Origin of the sequence: Pseudoruegeria aquimaris, from assembly GCF_900172235.1 — a bacterium.
Classification (GTDB): Bacteria; Pseudomonadota; Alphaproteobacteria; order Rhodobacterales; family Rhodobacteraceae; genus Pseudoruegeria; species Pseudoruegeria aquimaris.
Map to the genome: position 1 here is coordinate 82,188 of NZ_FWFQ01000014.1, position 16,066 is coordinate 98,253.

Here is a 16,066-nt window from a genome sequence, read left to right on the forward strand (position 1 = left end):
CAATGAAGGACTGGCGTATTCAGGGCCGCGAACTGGCGAACTGCAACTGCAACTTCGGCTGCCCCTGCCAATTCGGCGTGCTGCCGAGCGATGGCACATGCGAGGCCGCGGTGTTCTATCAGATCGAGAAAGGCCACTACGGCGACGTGACGCTCGACGGCCTGATGGCCGCGGGCACCTACAAGTGGCCCGGCGCGATCCACGAAGGCCAGGGCGAGATGCAGCTGATCATCGATTCGCGTGCCACGCCCGAGCAGGTGGCCGCGCTGGAGGCCATCATGACGGGGCAGGACACCAACGAGATGGCCACCATGTGGTTCGTCTTTTCGGCCATGGCGCCAAACCGCCACCCGACGCTGACCGCGCCGATGTCCGTCGAAATGGACACAGACGCGCGCAAGGGGAGAGTGCGGGTCGAGGGTGTGTTCGAGATTGATGCCGTGCCCATTCCCAACATCGTGACGGGCGATCCCCACCGGATCTCCATCAACCTGCCCAACGGGTTCGAATTTGCCCGTGCCGAAATGGCGAAGGGCAGCACGCGGACGATGGGCGGCGCGATCTCGCTCGCGAAGAACTCGGGAACGCATGCGCATTTCGCCGACCTTCACCTGACGGGCGCGGGCGTTGTCAGGGCCTGAATTCGGGCCTGAATTTGGGCCTGAGAGCGGGCGGGGTGCCGGGGCTGCGCCGTTGGAACGCTGGTTGAAGCGCGATCAGTGGATCGTGGCCCTGGCGGCCGGGGCGGTGACGCTGCTGGCCGCGGCCTACACGGTCTTTGGCGTCGGCATGCAGATGTCGGCCCTGGAGATGACCCGCATGGCGCGCCCGGTGGGCGAGCCGATGCCGATGGGGCCGGGGCGCGGCTGGACGGCGGGCTATGCGCTGCTCGTGTTCCTGATGTGGTGGGTGATGATGGTGGCGATGATGATCCCCAGCGCCGCCCCGACGCTGCTTCTCTACACGGCGCTCAAGCGCACCGGCCCGGATGCGGCGCGGGCGGCGTGGCTCTGCGGGGTTTTCCTGTTCGGATATCTTGCCTGTTGGGCAGTCTTCAGCGCCCTTGCGACGGGGCTGCAATGGCTGCTTTCGGCTTCGCCCTTGATGAATGCCCCCATGATGAGCTTGCACGGCAAGGGGATGGCCGGGGCGGTGCTCCTGCTTGCGGGACTGTACCAGTTTTCTCCGCTGAAGCAGGCCTGCCTGAGGCATTGCCGTGCCCCGGCGCAGTTCCTTGCCCGGCACCACCGGCCCGGCGCCGGCGGAGCACTGGGCCTGGGGCTGCGCCACGGGGTCTACTGCCTTGGCTGCTGCTGGGCGCTGATGGCGCTGCTCTTCGTCGGCGGCATCATGAACCTGTGGTGGGTTGCCGGCCTCGCGGTCTGGGTGCTTGTGGAGAAGGCCGCGCCCCACGGGGTGTGGCTCACGCTGGCCGGCGGGGCCGTTCTGATCCTCTGGGGCGGGTGGCTGCTTCTCGCGGGTTAGCCTGCGCTCAGGCGCTTTTCCATCGCACAGCGCTCCAGAGCCTGATCCGCGCGCGTGATCCGTTCGCGGGCAGTGGCGGTGAATCCGAGGGCGAGGAAGGGCCCTTCGGCGGCAAGGCTGGCGTGGGTCGTCAGCCTGGTGATTCCCTGGCGTCCCGCCTCTCGCTCCAGCCCCTCCATCAGGCGCCGGAACAGGCCGGTGCCCCGCGCCTGCGGCAGGATAAAGGCCAGATCGACGTATCCTGCCCGCGTGAGGGAAACGAATCCCTGCGGCCCCTCCGGGCCGTCTTCCAGCAGGACAATCTGCGCGGCGAGCCGGGTCTCCCATTCGGGCCCGTGCGGGGGCGCGGGAAGCCAGGCCGCGCACTGGGCCGCCGAGTAGGGGCTGCCCTGCGCGTGGATGGCGGCGAACATCACCTGCCCGAGGGCGGCGTGGTCTGCGGCTGTTGCGTGGCGCATTCCTTTTCTCCCGCCGGGAACCGGGCAAAGAAAAAGGCCGCCTCGGAGTGATCCGGGGCGGCCCTTTCTTGTTCTGGCGTTCGCCTCAGCCCTGGCGGGCTTTGAACTTGCGTTGCGTCTTGTTGATGACGTAAACGCGGCCCTTGCGACGCACGATGCGGCAGTCGCGATGGCGGTTCTTGAGCGAACGGAGAGAGTTCCGAACTTTCATTGCCTTCTCCATCTTATCGCGGCGCGCGTGCGCCTTGGGTTTCAAACTCGGTTCCGAAGGTCAAACGATGGTGGGCGATACTGGGATCGAACCAGTGACCCCTTCGATGTCAACGAAGTGCTCTACCGCTGAGCTAATCGCCCGTCTGACCAGTGCGGACCATGCGCCCTAAATGAATAGGACGCGGGCAGTCCGCGTCGGTGAAGCGCTCTATATTCGGAGTCGTGAGGGGGTTCAAGGGTTTTGGAGCGAGAAAAAATGCGGCACAGTCTTTTTTACGGAAATGGAGCGCGAATGGAGAAGACGGCCTATGATCTGACGGTGCCTGTGCGCAGGGATACGTCGGTGATTTTTGCCTCGCCGCACTCGGGGCGGCACTACCCGTGGGCGTTCCAGCGCAAGACGGTTCTGGACGAACGGACCCTGCGTTCCTCGGAGGATGCCTTCGTGGATGTCCTGTTTTCCAAGGCTCCCGAGTTCGGTGCGCCACTTCTGGCGGCGCGGATGCCGCGGGCTTTCGTGGATCTGAACCGCAGTGCCGACGAGCTTGACCCGGCCGTGGTGGAAGGGGTGCGCCGCGTGTCGCACAACCCGCGCATCGCTTCGGGCCTCGGGGTGATCCCGCGCGTGGTGGCACAGGGGCGGCAGATCTATCGCGGCAAGATGCGGCTGCAGGAAGCCCATGCGCGAATCGCGGATTACTGGCGGCCCTACCATGACGCGCTGCAACAGCTGCTCAACGAAAGCCGGGCCCGCTTCGGCGAGGCGATCCTGATCGACTGCCACTCGATGCCCCACGAAGCACTGGACGTGATCGCGCGCCGGGGCAAGCCGCGGCCGGACGTCGTGTTGGGCGATCGCTTCGGCGCGGCGGCGGATGGCGAGATCGTGGACCGGATCGAGGAGGCCTTCACCGCCGCCGGCCTGCGCGTTTCACGCAATTCTCCCTTCGCCGGCGCTTTCGTGACCCAACACTACGGGCGCCCTTCCAGCGGCCAGCACGTGATCCAGGTCGAGATCGACCGCTCGCTCTACATGAATGAAGCGATGATCCGCCCCAACGGAAATTTCCACGCCTTCCGGCGGCTGATGGGGTCGGTGACGGCCCAGATCGCCGACATGGGGCGCCGGCGGCCGCAGGAACTGGCGGCGGAATAGCTCTGCGCTGATGCAAGGGCGGGGGCTCTGCCCCCGCGCCCCCGAGGTATTTGGAGCGAGAGGAAGAAGGGGCGCAAAGGGCTCAGCGCAGGGCGCGGCCCTTGATGATGGCGTCGGCGCCGAAGCGCGCGCGGATGGCATCGGTGGCGGCTTCGGCCCTGCGGCGGGCGGCGGCGCCGGGATCGAGCAGATCGCCGGAGAGATCCGCCTGCGCATCGTCTTCCAACTGGCTCAGCCCGACGCCGATCAGGCGGTAGGGGCCCTTGTCGCCGACCTGATCGAAGAGGCGGCGCGCGGTGCGGTAGAGCGTGTCGGCGGATTGCGTGGGTTCGCGCAGCGAGACCCGGCGGCTGAGCAGGGCGAAATTGGCGCGTTTCAGCTTGAGCGTCACCACCCGGCCGGCGATGTCCTTGGCCTTGGCGCGGGCGGCCACTTTCTCGGCGAGGCGCCAGATGTGGCCGTCCAGCACGTCGGGATCCGCGGTATCTTCGAAGAAGGTGGTTTCGTTGGACAGGCTCTTCACCGGGGCGCGGGCGGAGACGCGGCGGCGATCCTCGCCGCGGGCCAGGTGCCAGAGGCGCGTGCCGGAGGCGCCGAAGCGGCGGGTCAGATCCTCTTTCTCCCAGCGCAGCAGATCGGCGAAGGTGCGGATGCCGGCCTTTTCGAGGGCGGCCTGGGAGGCCTGGCCGACTCCCCAGATCAGGCTCACCGGCTTGTCGTGCAGGAAAGCCGCGGTTTCCGCCTTGCCGATCACCGAGAAGCCGCGGGGCTTGTCGAGATCGCTGGCGACCTTGGCGAGGAACTTGTTGTGGGAAAGGCCGATGGAGCCCGTGAGGCCCAGTTCGTCTTCCATGCGTTTCACCAGCCGTGCCAGCATCGCCGCCGGAGGGGCGCCGTGCAGGGCTTCCGTTCCGGTGAGATCCATGAAGGCTTCGTCCAGCGACAGCGGCTCAACATCGGGCGTGAGCTCGTCCATCATGGCGCGGATGGCGCGGGAGGCCTCCACGTAGGCGGCCATCCGGGGCCGCACGACGACGGCCTCCGGGCAGAGCTGCAGCGCCTTGAACATGGGCATCGCGGAGCGAACGCCCTTGATGCGGGCGATGTAGCAGGCGGTGGAGACGACGCCCCGCTTGCCGCCGCCGATGATCACCGGGCGATCGCGCAGCTCGGGATTGTCGCGCTTCTCCACCGAGGCGTAGAAGGCATCGCAATCCATATGCGCGATCGCCAGGCTGTTCAGCTCTTCATGCGCGGCGATGCGCGGGCTTGCGCAGTGCGGGCACCGGGGCCCGGACGGGAATTGCGTGAGGCAGTTTCGGCAGAGCGCGGGCATAGGCCAAGGATATCTTGGGCCGGGACGGCTCGCAATCCAGGTTCACGGCCTGTGGCGGCAGATCCCTGTCGTTCAGCGCGGAGAAGGCATGGCCCTTGATCAGCCAGCACAGGCCGAAGGCCCAGACCCCGATGCTTTCGATCCAGAACTGGTAGCTGTTGGCGTCCATCACCGCTTTCGTTTCCGGCGAGGAGATCCGGTAGGTGTAGAGCGCGGCCATGGCCACGAGGATCACGGCGCCGCTGCCCTTGTAGATCCGGTTGCGCAGGGCCATGCGGGCGTGATCGCCGGTGCCGTCCTCTTCGCGCTCGTAGAACAGGAAGAGACAGAAGAGGGCCATGGACAGGAAGAACAGCCCGGCGAATACGTGGTGGATGTCGCTGCCCGTCTGCATCCCGGTCATGCATTGCACGAAGGAACATTCGAAGGGTTTGTCGGTGTGGGTGGGCACGAGGGCCAGCCCGATGGCGCCGACGCCGCCGATGCGCGAGACGCGCTTGTGGGTGATGAAGCCGGCATCATGGCTGTCGGGCCCCCACGACCCCATGAGAAAGACGCCGATGGCGCAGAGGGCGCCGACGAAGACGTCCTGCATCGAGGTGTAGTAGAAGTGGCTGATCGAGGGGGCGATCCCTTCGTTTCCCGCAAGGCCGCCCACGAGCAGGACGACGGGGAGGGCGAGGCCGATGTAGCCGAGGCTTTGGCGGATGGTGAGATAGGAGGCGACGATGCCTTCCTTCTGGCACGGAGCCTGCGGGCGCTGTGCAGGGCGACACTGGGGCGAGGTGCTGAGCATTGTATTCGTTCCGGATGTGAGAAAGCCCGAGTGCGCGGGCTGTGGCAGCGGGATGCGCTTTGTCAGGCGGTGAGGCGGGTGCGGTCGTAGCGGTCGCGTGCGGCGTGGATGTCCGGCTGGCGATTTTCGGCCCAGACCTGCAGGGGCTTGAGCGAGGGCACGAGGGATTGGCCCAGGGCCGTCAGCGCGTATTCGACGTGGGGCGGCGAGGAGGGCAGGACGGTGCGCGAGACGAGGCCGTCGCGTTCGAGGTGGCGCAGCGTCACCGCAAGCATCCGCTGCGAAATCCCGGAAACGGAGTCGCGCAGCTGGTTGAAGCGCTTCTTCTCCTTGGACAGCTCGATCAGGACGAGCAGGCTCCAGCCATCGGTGATGCGGCGCAGGATATCCCGGGTGGCACAGGGTGGATTCGGGTGTTGGCGTATCGTCGTCATGTCTCTCTCCCTCGCACGAGTGGTCTTCGAGGTTGCGGAGGGCCAGCCAGTGACCGTCCGTTAGTTGGTTACCATCGGTAACCTAGCAGAGAGAGGGGCGGGGTGCGCACTACTTATTGGGGTGCAGCAATGAAAAAATGACTAATGGAAGATGGGGGCGGGGCAATATCGTGTCATTAAGACCGATTTTGTAACGTTTTGTAAAGGTTTAGGCACCTGAGGCCAGCCGCGCTGGGTGTGGTGCCACCCGGTGCGAATCATGATCCGCCCGCCTTCCAGAGCCGGAAAGCGGGCGGGGGAAAGAACATCTATGGTTGAATTCAGCCCTTGCGGCGGCGGGACGGGCGGCGGATCGCCGGCCCGCGTTCAGGCTGTGTCAGGGCAGCGTCAGACAGCGGCGATCTCGTCGAGGACCGCCCTCGCGGCGGCGGCCGGATCCTCCGCCTGCCAGATCGGCCGGCCGACGACGATGTGATCGGCCCCGTCCGCCAGCGCGGCCGCCGGCGTGGCCACGCGTTTCTGATCGCCGAGCGCGGCGCCGGCGGGCCGCACGCCGGGCGTGACGATCAGCTTGCCCTGCGCTTCCGGCAGCGCGCGGATCAGGGCGGCTTCACGGGGCGAGGCGATCACGCCGTCCGCCCCGGCGGCCAGGGCCCGCGCGGCACGCTCCACGGTGATGTCGAGCACGGCGCCGGCCTCGATCATGGCTTCGTCCAGATCGCCCCGTTCCAGCGAGGTCAGCACCGTCACGGCAAGGATCTTGAGATCCTTCCCGCCCTTGCCCTCGGCGGCCGCCCGCACGACATGGGGGTCGCCGTGCACGGTCAGGAAATCGAGATCGAACTGGGCCAGCCCCCGGACGGCGGATTCAACCGTCGCGCCGATGTCGAAGAGCTTCATGTCGAGGAAGATGCGCTTGCCGTGCTCCTGCTTGAGCTCGTTGGCCAGCGCCAGGCCGCCGCCGGTGAGCATCCCGAGGCCGATCTTGTAGAAGTTGACGGACTCTCCCAACTGCTCGGCCAGTTTCAGCCCGGCCAGGGCGTTCGGCACGTCGAGGGCTACGATGAGGCGATCGTCGGAAGGGGGGCTGGTCATGGCGGAAGGCTCCTGCTGGTTCGACCCCTTTTCCCCGCCTGCGCGGGCGCGGTCAACCTCCCGTGCGGGCGCTCAGGCGCTGAAACGCGGCTGGCTGCCGTCGGCGAGCCGCAGGGTGACGCGTTTCACGTCCGGCATCCGGCGCAGGCGCGCGATGGCATCTTCCGCGAGCAGGGCTTCCATCTCCTGCGCCGGCGCTGAGGCCGGAGCCCGGGCGCTGGCATGCAGGTGCAGCAGCCGCGGCTCCGTGCCGTCGTCCTCCTGGATTTCAAAGACGACATGGCCTCGTTGGTAGGCGCCGTTGCGCCCGCTGATGGACACGTCGATTCGGGTTATGATCATTGCTCGCACACTCTTTACACGCGTAAGCTTTTGCCTGCGCGAGCCTCGCCAGGTAAGGTGAATATCCCGAAAAAATCGTCAGATCTGGCGATTTTCGGGCGGCGGAATTCTTGACGTAACGGGAGCGTGAACCCACATCAGGTGCAAGGTCCACCGGCGGCCGTGCCTGATGCAGGGCGGGTGCCAGACGGGACGCTTAGAAAAGGAGACAGCTCATGAACTTCGAAAAGTTCACCGAGCGGTCGCGGGGGTTCATCCAGGCCGCCCAGACGATCGCCATGCGGGAAAGCCACCAACGGCTGGCACCCGAACATATTCTGAAAGCACTGATGGATGACGACCAGGGGCTTGCGAGCAACCTGATCAAACGCGCGGGCGGTTCGCCCGAACGCGTCGTCGAGGCTTTGGACGCCGCCCTTGCCAAGATGCCGAAAGTGTCCGGCGACGCCGGGCAGATCTACCTCGACAGTCAGACCGCGAAGGTCCTTGACGAGGCCGAGAAGATCGCCACCAAGGCTGGCGACAGCTTCGTGACCGTGGAGCGCATCCTCACCGCTCTCGCGGTGGTGAAGAGCAAGGCCAAGGACGCGCTGGATGCCGGCGCGGTGACGGCGATGAAGCTCAACACCGCCATCAACGACATCCGCAAGGGCCGCACCGCCGACAGCGCGAGCGCGGAAGAAGGCTATGACGCGCTCAAGAAATACGCGCGTGACCTCACCGAGGCCGCCCGGGAAGGCAAGATCGACCCGATCATCGGCCGCGACGAGGAAATTCGCCGCACGATGCAGGTCCTGTCGCGCCGCACCAAGAACAACCCGGTTCTGATCGGCGAGCCCGGCGTGGGTAAAACCGCGATCGCGGAAGGGCTCGCCCTGCGGATCATCAACGGTGACGTGCCGGAATCGCTGCGCAACAAGAAGCTGATGTCGCTCGACATGGGCGCGCTGGTGGCCGGAGCCAAATACCGGGGTGAATTCGAGGAACGGCTCAAGGCCGTGCTGTCCGAGGTCACCGCGGCCGCCGGCGAGATCATCCTGTTCATCGACGAGATGCACCAGCTCGTGGGTGCCGGCAAGACCGATGGCGCGATGGATGCGGCCAACCTGATCAAGCCGGCTCTTGCACGGGGCGAACTGCACTGCGTGGGCGCGACCACGCTCGACGAATACCGCAAATACGTCGAGAAGGACGCCGCGCTTGCCCGCCGCTTCCAGCCGGTGATGGTGGATGAGCCGACGGTGACGGACACGATCTCGATCCTGCGGGGCATCAAGGAGAAATACGAGCTGCACCACGGCGTGCGGATCAGCGACTCCGCCCTCGTGGCGGCGGCCACCCTGAGCCACCGCTACATCACCGATCGCTTCCTGCCCGACAAGGCCATCGACCTCGTGGACGAAGCCGCCAGCCGCCTGCGGATGGAGGTGGACTCCAAGCCCGAGGAGCTCGATGCACTGGATCGCGAGATCCTGCAGAAGCAGATCGAGGCCGAGGCGCTGAAGAAGGAAGACGACGCGGCATCCAAGGACCGGCTCGAAAAGCTCGAGAAGGAACTGTCGGAGCTGCAGGACAAATCCGCGGCCCTGACGGCGAAATGGCAGGCCGAGCGTGACAAGCTCGCCAAGGCCCGTGAGCTGAAGGAGCAGCTGGACCGCGCCCGTGCGGAACTCGATATCGCCAAGCGCGAAGGCAACCTCGCCAAGGCGGGTGAGCTGTCCTACGGCGTGATCCCGGAACTGGAGCGCAAGGTGGCCGAGGCGGAATCCAGCGAGGACGAAGTGCTCGTGGAGGAAGCCGTGCGCCCCGAACAGATCGCCCAGGTCGTGGAGCGCTGGACGGGCATCCCGACGAGCAAGATGCTCGAAGGCGAGCGCGAGAAGCTGCTGCGCATGGAGGAAGAGCTCGGCAAACGGGTGATCGGCCAGAAGGCCGCCGTGCGCGCCGTGGCCAACGCCGTGCGCCGGGCCCGTGCCGGCCTGAACGACGAGGCCCGCCCGCTGGGCAGCTTCCTCTTCCTCGGCCCGACGGGCGTCGGCAAGACGGAGCTCACCAAGGCCGTCGCCGAATTCCTGTTCGACGATGACAGCGCCATGGTGCGGATCGACATGAGCGAGTTCATGGAGAAACACGCCGTGGCCCGCCTGATCGGTGCCCCGCCGGGCTACGTCGGCTACGACGAAGGCGGCGTTCTGACCGAAGCCGTGCGGCGCAAGCCCTACCAGGTCGTGCTGTTCGACGAGGTCGAGAAGGCGCACCCGGACGTGTTCAACGTGCTGCTCCAGGTGCTCGATGACGGCGTGCTGACCGATGGCCAGGGCCGCACCGTGGACTTCAAGCAGACGCTGATCGTTCTGACCTCCAACCTCGGTGCGCAGGCTCTGAGCCAGCTGCCGGAGGGGGCCGACAGTTCCGAAGCCAAGCGCGACGTGATGGACGCGGTGCGGGCGCACTTCCGGCCCGAGTTCCTGAACCGTCTCGACGAAACGATCATCTTCGATCGTCTCAGCCGGGACGACATGGACGGCATCGTGGACATCCAGCTTGGTCTGCTGGCCAAGCGGCTGGCCCGGCGCAACATCACGCTGGAGCTGGACGATGCCGCCCGCAAGTGGCTGGCGGACGAAGGCTACGATCCGGTGTTCGGTGCCCGCCCGCTGAAGCGGGTGATCCAGCGCCACCTGCAGGATCCGCTTGCCGAGATGCTGCTGGCTGGCGACGTGCTGGATGGCTCCACCGTGCCGGTGACCGTGGGGGCCGACGGTCTGATCGTGGGCGACAGGATCGCCCCGAGCAACCGCCGTCCGCCGGAAGCGACCGTGGTGCATTGACCCGCACCCAGCCAAAAGGCGAAAAGAAAGCCGGGCCTCGTGCCCGGCTTTTTTGTGCCCGGAGGAATGCCGCCATGCCCCGCCCGTCCCTGGTGATCTTCGACTGCGACGGCGTTGTGGTGGACAGCGAACGCCCGACGCTCGCCTTCCTGCGCGACGAGCTTGCCGCGCACGGGCTGGATCTGACGGTGGCGCAGGTGACGGAGATGTTCATCGGCGGCACGATGCAGGGCGTCTTCGAGGCGGCGCGCGCCAGGGGTGCGGCGCTGGCCGACGACTGGGTGGACAGCTACTACCGCCGGCTCTACGCGCTTCTGGCGCGCGAGGTCGAGGCGGTCCCCGGTGTCGTGGCAGTGCTGGATGCGCTGGAGGCGGCGGGGATTCCCTACGCGATCGGCTCCAACGGGCGGATCGAAAAGATGGAAGTGACCCTCGGGCGCACGGGGCTTGCGGCGCGCTTCGCCGGGCGCGCCTTCTCCGCTCAGGATCCGGCCCACCCGCAGCGCCGCCCCAAACCCGCGCCCGACATCTACCTCTGGATCGCGTCGGAAATGGGCGTGGCACCCGGCGCCTGCGCCGTGGTGGAGGACAGCCCCACCGGCGCGCGCGCCGCGCAGGCCGCGGGCATGGCGTGCTACGGCTTCACACGCGAAACGCCGGCGCACCGTTTCAAAGGCATCGCCGACGTTCTGTTCGATGACATGGCCCAGCTGCCGGCCCTTCTGCAGCTGTAGGGCAACGCGCAAGGAGGCAGCGTCCGCTGCCTCCTTGCGGGCTGTGGTATTCCGGTTCAAACCGGCAGATGTCAGGGCAGCAGCACCTTGTCGATCACGTGGATCACGCCGTTGCTGGCGCGGATGTCGGCGGCGGTGACGTTGGAGGAGTTGACCTTCACGCCGTTGCGGCCGTCCACGTGGATGTTCTTGCCGTTGACGGTGGTCAGCGCGCCGCGCTTGCCGGCGAGCGACGAGGCCGGGTAGTTTCCGGCGACCACGTGGTAGGTGAGCACGGCGACGAGCTGATCCTTGTTCTCGGGCTTCAGCAGGTTCTCGACGGTGCCGGCGGGCAGCGCGGCGAAGGCTTCGTTCGTCGGGGCGAAGACGGTGAACGGCCCGTCACCCTTCAGCGTTTCGGCCAGACCGGCGGCGCCGACGGCGGCGACGAGGGTGGAGAAATCGTCATTGCCGGCGGCGATGTCCACGATGTCCGGGCTGCGCGGGGTCGTGGCGCAGGCGGAGAGGGCGGCGACGGCGCCGAATGCGGCAAGCGCCTTGAGGGCGGAACGGCGTTTCATGGGGTTACTCCCTGATGGTCATTCAATTCTTGGGTGGTTCGATGCCGGGAGCGCGGCGGGCGCGCTCCCGATCGGTGCGATCACTTCGGCAGGATCACGGCGTCGATCACGTGGATCACGCCGTTGGAGGCCATCACGTCGGCCTGGATCACCTTGGCGCCGTCGATCATCACGCCGTCGGTGGCATCGACCATGGCCTTGGAGCCCTGGACGGTCTCGACGTCCATCTTCTTGCCGGCGATGTCGGCGGCCATCACCTTGCCCGGGATCACGTGGTAGGTGAGCACGGCGACGAGCTGATCCTTGTTCTCGGGCTTGAGCAGTTCTTCGACGGTGCCGGCCGGCAGCGCGGCGAAGGCGTCATCGGTGGGCGCGAAAACGGTGAACGGGCCTTCGCCCTTCAGCGTCTCCACGAGGCCCGCTGCCTGAACGGCGGCCACGAGCGTGGTGAAGCTGCCGGCGCCGACGGCGGTGTCCACGATGTCCTTGCCGTGGCCGTCCGCGAGGGCGGGGGCGGCGAAAGCTGCGGAAGCGGCGAGGGCGACAAAAGTTCTGCGAAACATGATGTACTCCGTTTTGGTTGTTCGCGGTCAGTCAATGTTTCGGCTACGGCGCCCCTGCCGGTTTGGATGAAAGATGACGCAGCAAGACTGCCCTTGAAATCGAAAGGCGGCGGACTAAGCCGCGCCGATTTCCCGCGGCAACTCAACTGATTGTGAAGATCTGCCCGTGATCCGCCCTGAATGCGCGGGGGCTCGCGGCCGATCGAATCTGCCGGACCGGCGGAAAATTTCGCTGTGCAGCGCGCGGGTAGGCTGGTTTAGTCCGGGGCGACATGGTTCTTCGCGGCCCCTGCGCGGCTGCGGCGTGGACGGAAGGGGCGGCCGGATGGAAATGGAACGCATGATCGATTGGGCGGCGCTCGCGCTGCAGACGCTGGCGCTTGCCTTCGTCTTCATCCTCGGGGTCGCGGCGGCTGTGGTGGTGATCCTCTTCATCATCGACCGCACCCAGACCGGGGACGCGATCCGGCGCAACTACCCGGTCATCGGGCGGTTCCGGCATCTCTTCACCACTCTGGGCGAGTTCTTCCGCCAGTATTTCTTCGCGATGGACCGCGAGGAGATGCCCTTCAACCGCGCGCAGAGGGATTGGGTCACGCGGGCGGCCCGCGGCGAGAGCAACACCATCGCCTTCGGCTCCACTCGCAACCTCAACATCGTGGGCACGCCGATCTTTGTGAACGCGCCCTTTCCCCCGCTGGACGATCAGGTCGGCTCGACCGAGCCGATGCTGATCGGCCCCGGTGCGCGGCATCCCTACCGCGCGCCGTCCATCTTCAACATCTCGGGCATGAGTTACGGCGCCCTCTCGCGGCCCGCGATCGAGGCGCTTTCGCGCGGGGCGGCGGAGGCCGGCATCTGGCTGAACACGGGGGAAGGGGGGCTTTCGCCCTATCACCTCGCCTCCGGCTGCGACATCGTCTTCCAGATCGGCACGGCGAAATACGGGGTCCGCAACGATGACGGCACGCTGAACGAAGAAAAGCTGCGCACCATCGCCGCGTATCCGCAGGTCCGGATGTTTGAGATCAAGATGGCTCAGGGGGCCAAGCCCGGAAAAGGGGGCATCCTGCCCGGCGCCAAGGTGACGCCCGAGATCGCCGCCATCCGGGGGATCCCCGCAGGTCAGCCGAGCCTGTCGCCCAACCGTCACGTGGACATCGCCAACATCGACGAATTCCTCGACATGGTGGTGCGCATCCGCGAGATCACCGGCAAGCCCGTGGGCTTCAAGACGGTGATCGGCTCGGTGGAGCCCTTCCGCGCGCTTTTCACGCGCATCAAGGAGCGGGGCGAGGATTGCGCTCCCGATTTCATGACGATCGACGGCGGCGAAGGCGGCACCGGCGCTTCGCCGATGCCGTTGATGGATCTCGTCGGGATGCCCGTGCGCGAGGCACTGCCGCGCATCACCAGCCTGCTCAACGAAATTGGTCTGCGCGGGCGGATCCGGCTGGTGGCCTCCGGCAAGCTGGTGAACCCGGGCGACGTGGCCTGGGCGATCGCCGCCGGCGCCGATTTCGTGACCTGCGCGCGCGGCTTCATGTTTTCCCTCGGCTGCATCCAGGCCCTGAAGTGCAACCGCAACACCTGCCCGACCGGCATCACCACCCACGATCCGCGCCTGCAGAAGGGGCTCGTCGTGGAAGACAAGTTCAAGAAGGTGGCCAACTACGCCAAGGGCATCATCAAGGACGTGGAGACCATCGCCCATTCCGTCGGCGTCTCCGAGCCGCGGCAGATGCGGCGCAAACACGTCCGGATCGTACAGGACGACGGCACCTCCCGGCGGATGGATCGGATCTTCGAGGATCTCACGGATTGACCCGGCCGGCCATTCGGCCCCCCTTGCGCCCTCGCGGGATCAAACAACTTCGTGAGGCACGGGCATATGACTTGGACGCGCGCCCTATCTTCGGTGAATGTGGCCCAAACACCGGAGGCATCATGCGCACACGTTTCAAGACCGATCTCACCTGGGCGGACGTCACCCCGAAGGACGCCTTCCTGAACCGCCGCTCCCTCATCGCCGGGCTCGGGGCGGCGGCCGCCGTCGGATCGATCGGCGGCGCGGCGCAGGCCGCCAGGATAGATACGGTGCCGAGCCCGTATTCCACCGATCTGGAGCCCAACAGCTACGAGGACGTGACCTCCTACAACAACTTCTATGAATTCGGCACCGGCAAGGACGATCCGGCGAAATACGCCGGCGCGCTGACCACGGATCCTTGGGCGGTGAAGATCGACGGGCTGGTGGATCGCCCGGGCACCTATGACCTCGCGGATCTCACGAAGGGCGTGCAGATGGAGGAACGGATCTACCGGTTCCGCTGCGTGGAGGCATGGGCGATGGTGATCCCCTGGGTCGGTTTCGAACTCAACCAGCTGCTGGCCCGCGTAGGCGTTCAGTCTGGCGCGAAATACGTTGCCTTCGAAACCCTGGTGCGCCCGGAGGAAATGCGCGGCCAGCGGCGTGGCACCCTCGACTGGCCCTACCGCGAAGGGTTGCGGCTGGATGAGGCGATGCACCCGCTCACCATCCTGGCCACCGGTCTGTATGGCGAAACCATGCCCAACCAGAACGGCGCGCCGATCCGGCTGGTGGTGCCGTGGAAATACGGCTTCAAGTCGATCAAGTCGATCGTGCGCATCTCGCTCACCGCGGAGGAGCCGCCCACCAGCTGGAACATGGCCAACCCGCGCGAGTACGGCTTCTACTCCAACGTGAACCCCGAAGTGGATCACCCCCGCTGGTCGCAGGCGACCGAGCGCAAGGTCGGGGGCGGGCTGATCGCCCGGCGCCAGCCGACCCTGATGATGAACGGCTATGCCGACGAGGTGATGGATCTCTACAAGGGTATGGACCTTGCCAAGTTCTACTAGCGCGGCGCTGGCCGACGGGATCAACGGCCTGGCCCGCCGCCTGCCGGCCTGGCCCATCTACCTGCTGGCCTGCCTGCCCCCGGCCTGGCTTCTGTGGCAGGGGCTGACCGGCGGGCTCGGCGTGGACCCGGTGAAGGAGATGGAGCACCGGATGGGGCTCTGGGGTCTGCAGGTTCTGATCGCCAGCCTCTGCATCACGCCCCTGCGCACCTTCGCCCGGATCAATCTGGTCCGCTATCGCCGGGCGCTGGGCCTCGTGGCCTTCTTCTACATCTTCCTGCACCTGCTGATCTGGCTCGTGCTCGACGTGCAGATCCCCGCCCAGATCTGGGCCGATATCGTGAAGCGGCCCTATATCACCATCGGGATGGGGGCATTCCTCGCCATGGTGCCGCTGGCGATCACCTCCAACAACCTGTCGATCCGGCGCATGGGGGCCGCCGCCTGGCGTCGGCTGCACAAGTTGGCCTATTTCGCGGTGCTGGCGGGGAGCATCCATTTCCTGATGCTGGTGAAGGGCTGGCAGATCGAGCCAATGATCTACTTCGGAATCGTCTGCGCCCTGCTCGGCGCCCGTCTCCGCCCGCACCACCTCGGCCGGATTTCCGGTGGAACGGCGACTCGCCGGCAGGGCTGACCCGCCTCTCTCAGCCCGCTGAATCGTCCGAGTCTGTGGATAGCCCTGTGGAGAACTGGCCCCCCGGCGTGTCGGGGCCCATTCATGACGGCTCCCGCGTGCCGCCGTGGCGTCTGAACCCAGCGGGCGCCGTGGCGCGTTTCCTCAAAAACCACTTTAACATCAGTCACTTACGCAAAAAATTGGATTGATTTGTGATTTTCTTCATTTTTGGTGTTGCGACTCTCTGCGTGTCTCCGTAAAAGCCCCCTCACCGGCGGCGCTGAGGCGCTGACGGGGCGGCCCTGGGGCCGGGACGGAACGGACGGAAGCTTGGGTTTTCGGAAGGATCGGAACGGATTTAGGGTTGAAACTTCGGAGATGATGACGCGGGTTGCGCCAAGGAAATGCGGCGCTTCCGGTTGATTTTGTCTCCCCGCTCTTTGACATTATTGGTGACTTGAAGAGATATGCGGGCGGTTTGGTCTGTATCGACGGATCGACGTTTTGCATATCTGGTCTCTAGGGCTCTTTCGGGGGTTCGATGATGAGATGAACAGCTTC

Annotated in this window: 17 protein-coding genes and 1 tRNA gene; 8 read left to right on the forward strand and 10 right to left on the reverse strand. The window is 66.2% G+C overall.

Features of this window, described 5'->3' with window-relative positions; all coding sequences use genetic code 11:
• Window positions 1-2 precede the first annotated feature (2 nt).
• Complete coding sequence (locus tag PSA7680_RS11025; RefSeq protein WP_085868763.1) at window positions 3-641, forward strand: DUF1326 domain-containing protein; 639 nt, start codon at window positions 3-5, stop codon at window positions 639-641.
• A 52-nt stretch (window positions 642-693) separates the two neighbouring features.
• Entirely contained in the window at window positions 694-1,485 is a 792-nt protein-coding gene (locus PSA7680_RS11030; RefSeq protein WP_245824598.1) for a DUF2182 domain-containing protein, read from the forward strand.
• On the opposite strand, the gene PSA7680_RS11035 is transcribed toward PSA7680_RS11030, so the two are convergent.
• From PSA7680_RS11035 to PSA7680_RS11045, 3 genes are all read right to left on the reverse strand, one after another.
• Entirely contained in the window at window positions 1,482-1,943 is a 462-nt protein-coding gene (locus PSA7680_RS11035; protein WP_085868765.1) for a GNAT family N-acetyltransferase, read from the reverse strand. The genes PSA7680_RS11030 and PSA7680_RS11035 overlap by 4 nt on opposite strands.
• 85 nt (window positions 1,944-2,028) lie before the next feature.
• A complete protein-coding gene (ykgO, locus tag PSA7680_RS11040; protein WP_085868787.1) occupies window positions 2,029-2,154 on the reverse strand; it encodes a type B 50S ribosomal protein L36 in 126 nt (41 codons plus the stop codon).
• Between the two features lie 68 nt (window positions 2,155-2,222).
• Window positions 2,223-2,297: transfer RNA gene (locus PSA7680_RS11045), tRNA-Val, on the reverse strand.
• Window positions 2,298-2,448: 151 nt separating this feature from the next.
• On the opposite strand from PSA7680_RS11045, the gene PSA7680_RS11050 reads away from it, so the two are divergent.
• Window positions 2,449-3,312, forward strand: coding sequence for an N-formylglutamate amidohydrolase (locus PSA7680_RS11050; RefSeq protein WP_085868766.1), 864 nt, complete (start codon window positions 2,449-2,451; stop codon window positions 3,310-3,312).
• A gap of 82 nt (window positions 3,313-3,394) precedes the next feature.
• On the opposite strand, the gene PSA7680_RS11055 is transcribed toward PSA7680_RS11050, so the two are convergent.
• The 5 genes from PSA7680_RS11055 to PSA7680_RS11075 form a co-directional block, all read right to left on the reverse strand.
• Complete coding sequence (locus PSA7680_RS11055) at window positions 3,395-4,648, reverse strand: DNA polymerase IV (RefSeq protein WP_085868767.1); 1,254 nt, start codon at window positions 4,646-4,648, stop codon at window positions 3,395-3,397.
• The gene (locus PSA7680_RS11060) at window positions 4,560-5,444 is read right to left on the reverse strand and encodes a hypothetical protein (RefSeq protein ID WP_085868768.1); all 885 of its coding nucleotides are present in this window, start codon (window positions 5,442-5,444) and stop codon (window positions 4,560-4,562) included. Before PSA7680_RS11060 ends, PSA7680_RS11055 begins: the two co-directional genes overlap by 89 nt.
• A 62-nt stretch (window positions 5,445-5,506) precedes the next feature.
• On the reverse strand, window positions 5,507-5,878 hold the full coding sequence (locus PSA7680_RS11065) for a winged helix-turn-helix transcriptional regulator (RefSeq protein WP_085868769.1): 372 nt from the start codon (window positions 5,876-5,878) through the stop codon (window positions 5,507-5,509).
• A 387-nt stretch (window positions 5,879-6,265) separates the two neighbouring features.
• Window positions 6,266-6,973 (reverse strand): orotidine-5'-phosphate decarboxylase, encoded by a 708-nt coding sequence (pyrF, locus tag PSA7680_RS11070; protein ID WP_085868770.1) that lies wholly within the window; start codon window positions 6,971-6,973, stop codon window positions 6,266-6,268.
• Window positions 6,974-7,045: 72 nt separating this feature from the next.
• A complete protein-coding gene (locus PSA7680_RS11075; protein ID WP_085868771.1) occupies window positions 7,046-7,315 on the reverse strand; it encodes a hypothetical protein in 270 nt (89 codons plus the stop codon).
• Window positions 7,316-7,530: 215 nt separating this feature from the next.
• Here PSA7680_RS11075 and clpB point away from each other — a divergent pair, with 215 nt between their 5' ends.
• Together clpB and PSA7680_RS11085 are read left to right on the forward strand one after the other, a co-directional pair.
• Entirely contained in the window at window positions 7,531-10,146 is a 2,616-nt protein-coding gene (gene clpB, locus PSA7680_RS11080) for an ATP-dependent chaperone ClpB (RefSeq protein ID WP_085868772.1), read from the forward strand.
• A 74-nt stretch (window positions 10,147-10,220) separates the two neighbouring features.
• Complete coding sequence (locus PSA7680_RS11085; protein WP_085868773.1) at window positions 10,221-10,880, forward strand: HAD family hydrolase; 660 nt, start codon at window positions 10,221-10,223, stop codon at window positions 10,878-10,880.
• Window positions 10,881-10,951: 71 nt separating this feature from the next.
• On the opposite strand, the gene PSA7680_RS11090 is transcribed toward PSA7680_RS11085, so the two are convergent.
• Window positions 10,952-11,440 (reverse strand): fasciclin domain-containing protein, encoded by a 489-nt coding sequence (locus PSA7680_RS11090; protein WP_085868774.1) that lies wholly within the window; start codon window positions 11,438-11,440, stop codon window positions 10,952-10,954.
• A gap of 80 nt (window positions 11,441-11,520) precedes the next feature.
• Window positions 11,521-12,003 (reverse strand): fasciclin domain-containing protein, encoded by a 483-nt coding sequence (locus PSA7680_RS11095; protein WP_085868775.1) that lies wholly within the window; start codon window positions 12,001-12,003, stop codon window positions 11,521-11,523.
• Between the two features lie 325 nt (window positions 12,004-12,328).
• Here PSA7680_RS11095 and PSA7680_RS11100 point away from each other — a divergent pair, with 325 nt between their 5' ends.
• The 3 genes from PSA7680_RS11100 (at window position 12,329) to msrQ (ending at window position 15,523) form a co-directional block, all read left to right on the forward strand.
• Window positions 12,329-13,828, forward strand: a complete 1,500-nt coding sequence (locus PSA7680_RS11100; RefSeq protein WP_245824599.1) for an FMN-binding glutamate synthase family protein — start codon at window positions 12,329-12,331, stop codon at window positions 13,826-13,828.
• A 122-nt stretch (window positions 13,829-13,950) separates the two neighbouring features.
• Window positions 13,951-14,886 carry a protein-methionine-sulfoxide reductase catalytic subunit MsrP gene (gene msrP / locus PSA7680_RS11105; RefSeq protein WP_085868776.1) on the forward strand — a complete coding sequence of 312 codons (936 nt, stop codon included), beginning with the start codon at window positions 13,951-13,953 and terminating at the stop codon, window positions 14,884-14,886.
• Entirely contained in the window at window positions 14,870-15,523 is a 654-nt protein-coding gene (gene msrQ, locus PSA7680_RS11110) for a protein-methionine-sulfoxide reductase heme-binding subunit MsrQ (protein WP_085868777.1), read from the forward strand. The genes msrP and msrQ overlap by 17 nt, the downstream gene beginning before the upstream one ends.
• Window positions 15,524-16,066 lie beyond the last annotated feature (543 nt).

Coding starts and splice junctions, on each gene's coding strand:
- pyrF (WP_085868770.1), bottom strand. CDS start 6,973: ATGACCAGCCCCCCTTCCGACGATCGCCTCATCGTAGCCCTCGACGTG.
- msrP (WP_085868776.1), top strand. CDS start 13,951: ATGCGCACACGTTTCAAGACCGATCTCACCTGGGCGGACGTCACCCCG.
- ykgO (WP_085868787.1), bottom strand. CDS start 2,154: ATGAAAGTTCGGAACTCTCTCCGTTCGCTCAAGAACCGCCATCGCGAC.
- PSA7680_RS11065 (WP_085868769.1), bottom strand. CDS start 5,878: ATGACGACGATACGCCAACACCCGAATCCACCCTGTGCCACCCGGGAT.
- PSA7680_RS11100 (WP_245824599.1), top strand. CDS start 12,329: ATGGAAATGGAACGCATGATCGATTGGGCGGCGCTCGCGCTGCAGACG.
- PSA7680_RS11055 (WP_085868767.1), bottom strand. CDS start 4,648: ATGCCCGCGCTCTGCCGAAACTGCCTCACGCAATTCCCGTCCGGGCCC.
- PSA7680_RS11050 (WP_085868766.1), top strand. CDS start 2,449: ATGGAGAAGACGGCCTATGATCTGACGGTGCCTGTGCGCAGGGATACG.
- PSA7680_RS11090 (WP_085868774.1), bottom strand. CDS start 11,440: ATGAAACGCCGTTCCGCCCTCAAGGCGCTTGCCGCATTCGGCGCCGTC.
- clpB (WP_085868772.1), top strand. CDS start 7,531: ATGAACTTCGAAAAGTTCACCGAGCGGTCGCGGGGGTTCATCCAGGCC.
- PSA7680_RS11075 (WP_085868771.1), bottom strand. CDS start 7,315: ATGATCATAACCCGAATCGACGTGTCCATCAGCGGGCGCAACGGCGCC.
- PSA7680_RS11095 (WP_085868775.1), bottom strand. CDS start 12,003: ATGTTTCGCAGAACTTTTGTCGCCCTCGCCGCTTCCGCAGCTTTCGCC.
- PSA7680_RS11085 (WP_085868773.1), top strand. CDS start 10,221: ATGCCCCGCCCGTCCCTGGTGATCTTCGACTGCGACGGCGTTGTGGTG.
- PSA7680_RS11060 (WP_085868768.1), bottom strand. CDS start 5,444: ATGCTCAGCACCTCGCCCCAGTGTCGCCCTGCACAGCGCCCGCAGGCT.
- PSA7680_RS11025 (WP_085868763.1), top strand. CDS start 3: ATGAAGGACTGGCGTATTCAGGGCCGCGAACTGGCGAACTGCAACTGC.
- PSA7680_RS11035 (WP_085868765.1), bottom strand. CDS start 1,943: ATGCGCCACGCAACAGCCGCAGACCACGCCGCCCTCGGGCAGGTGATG.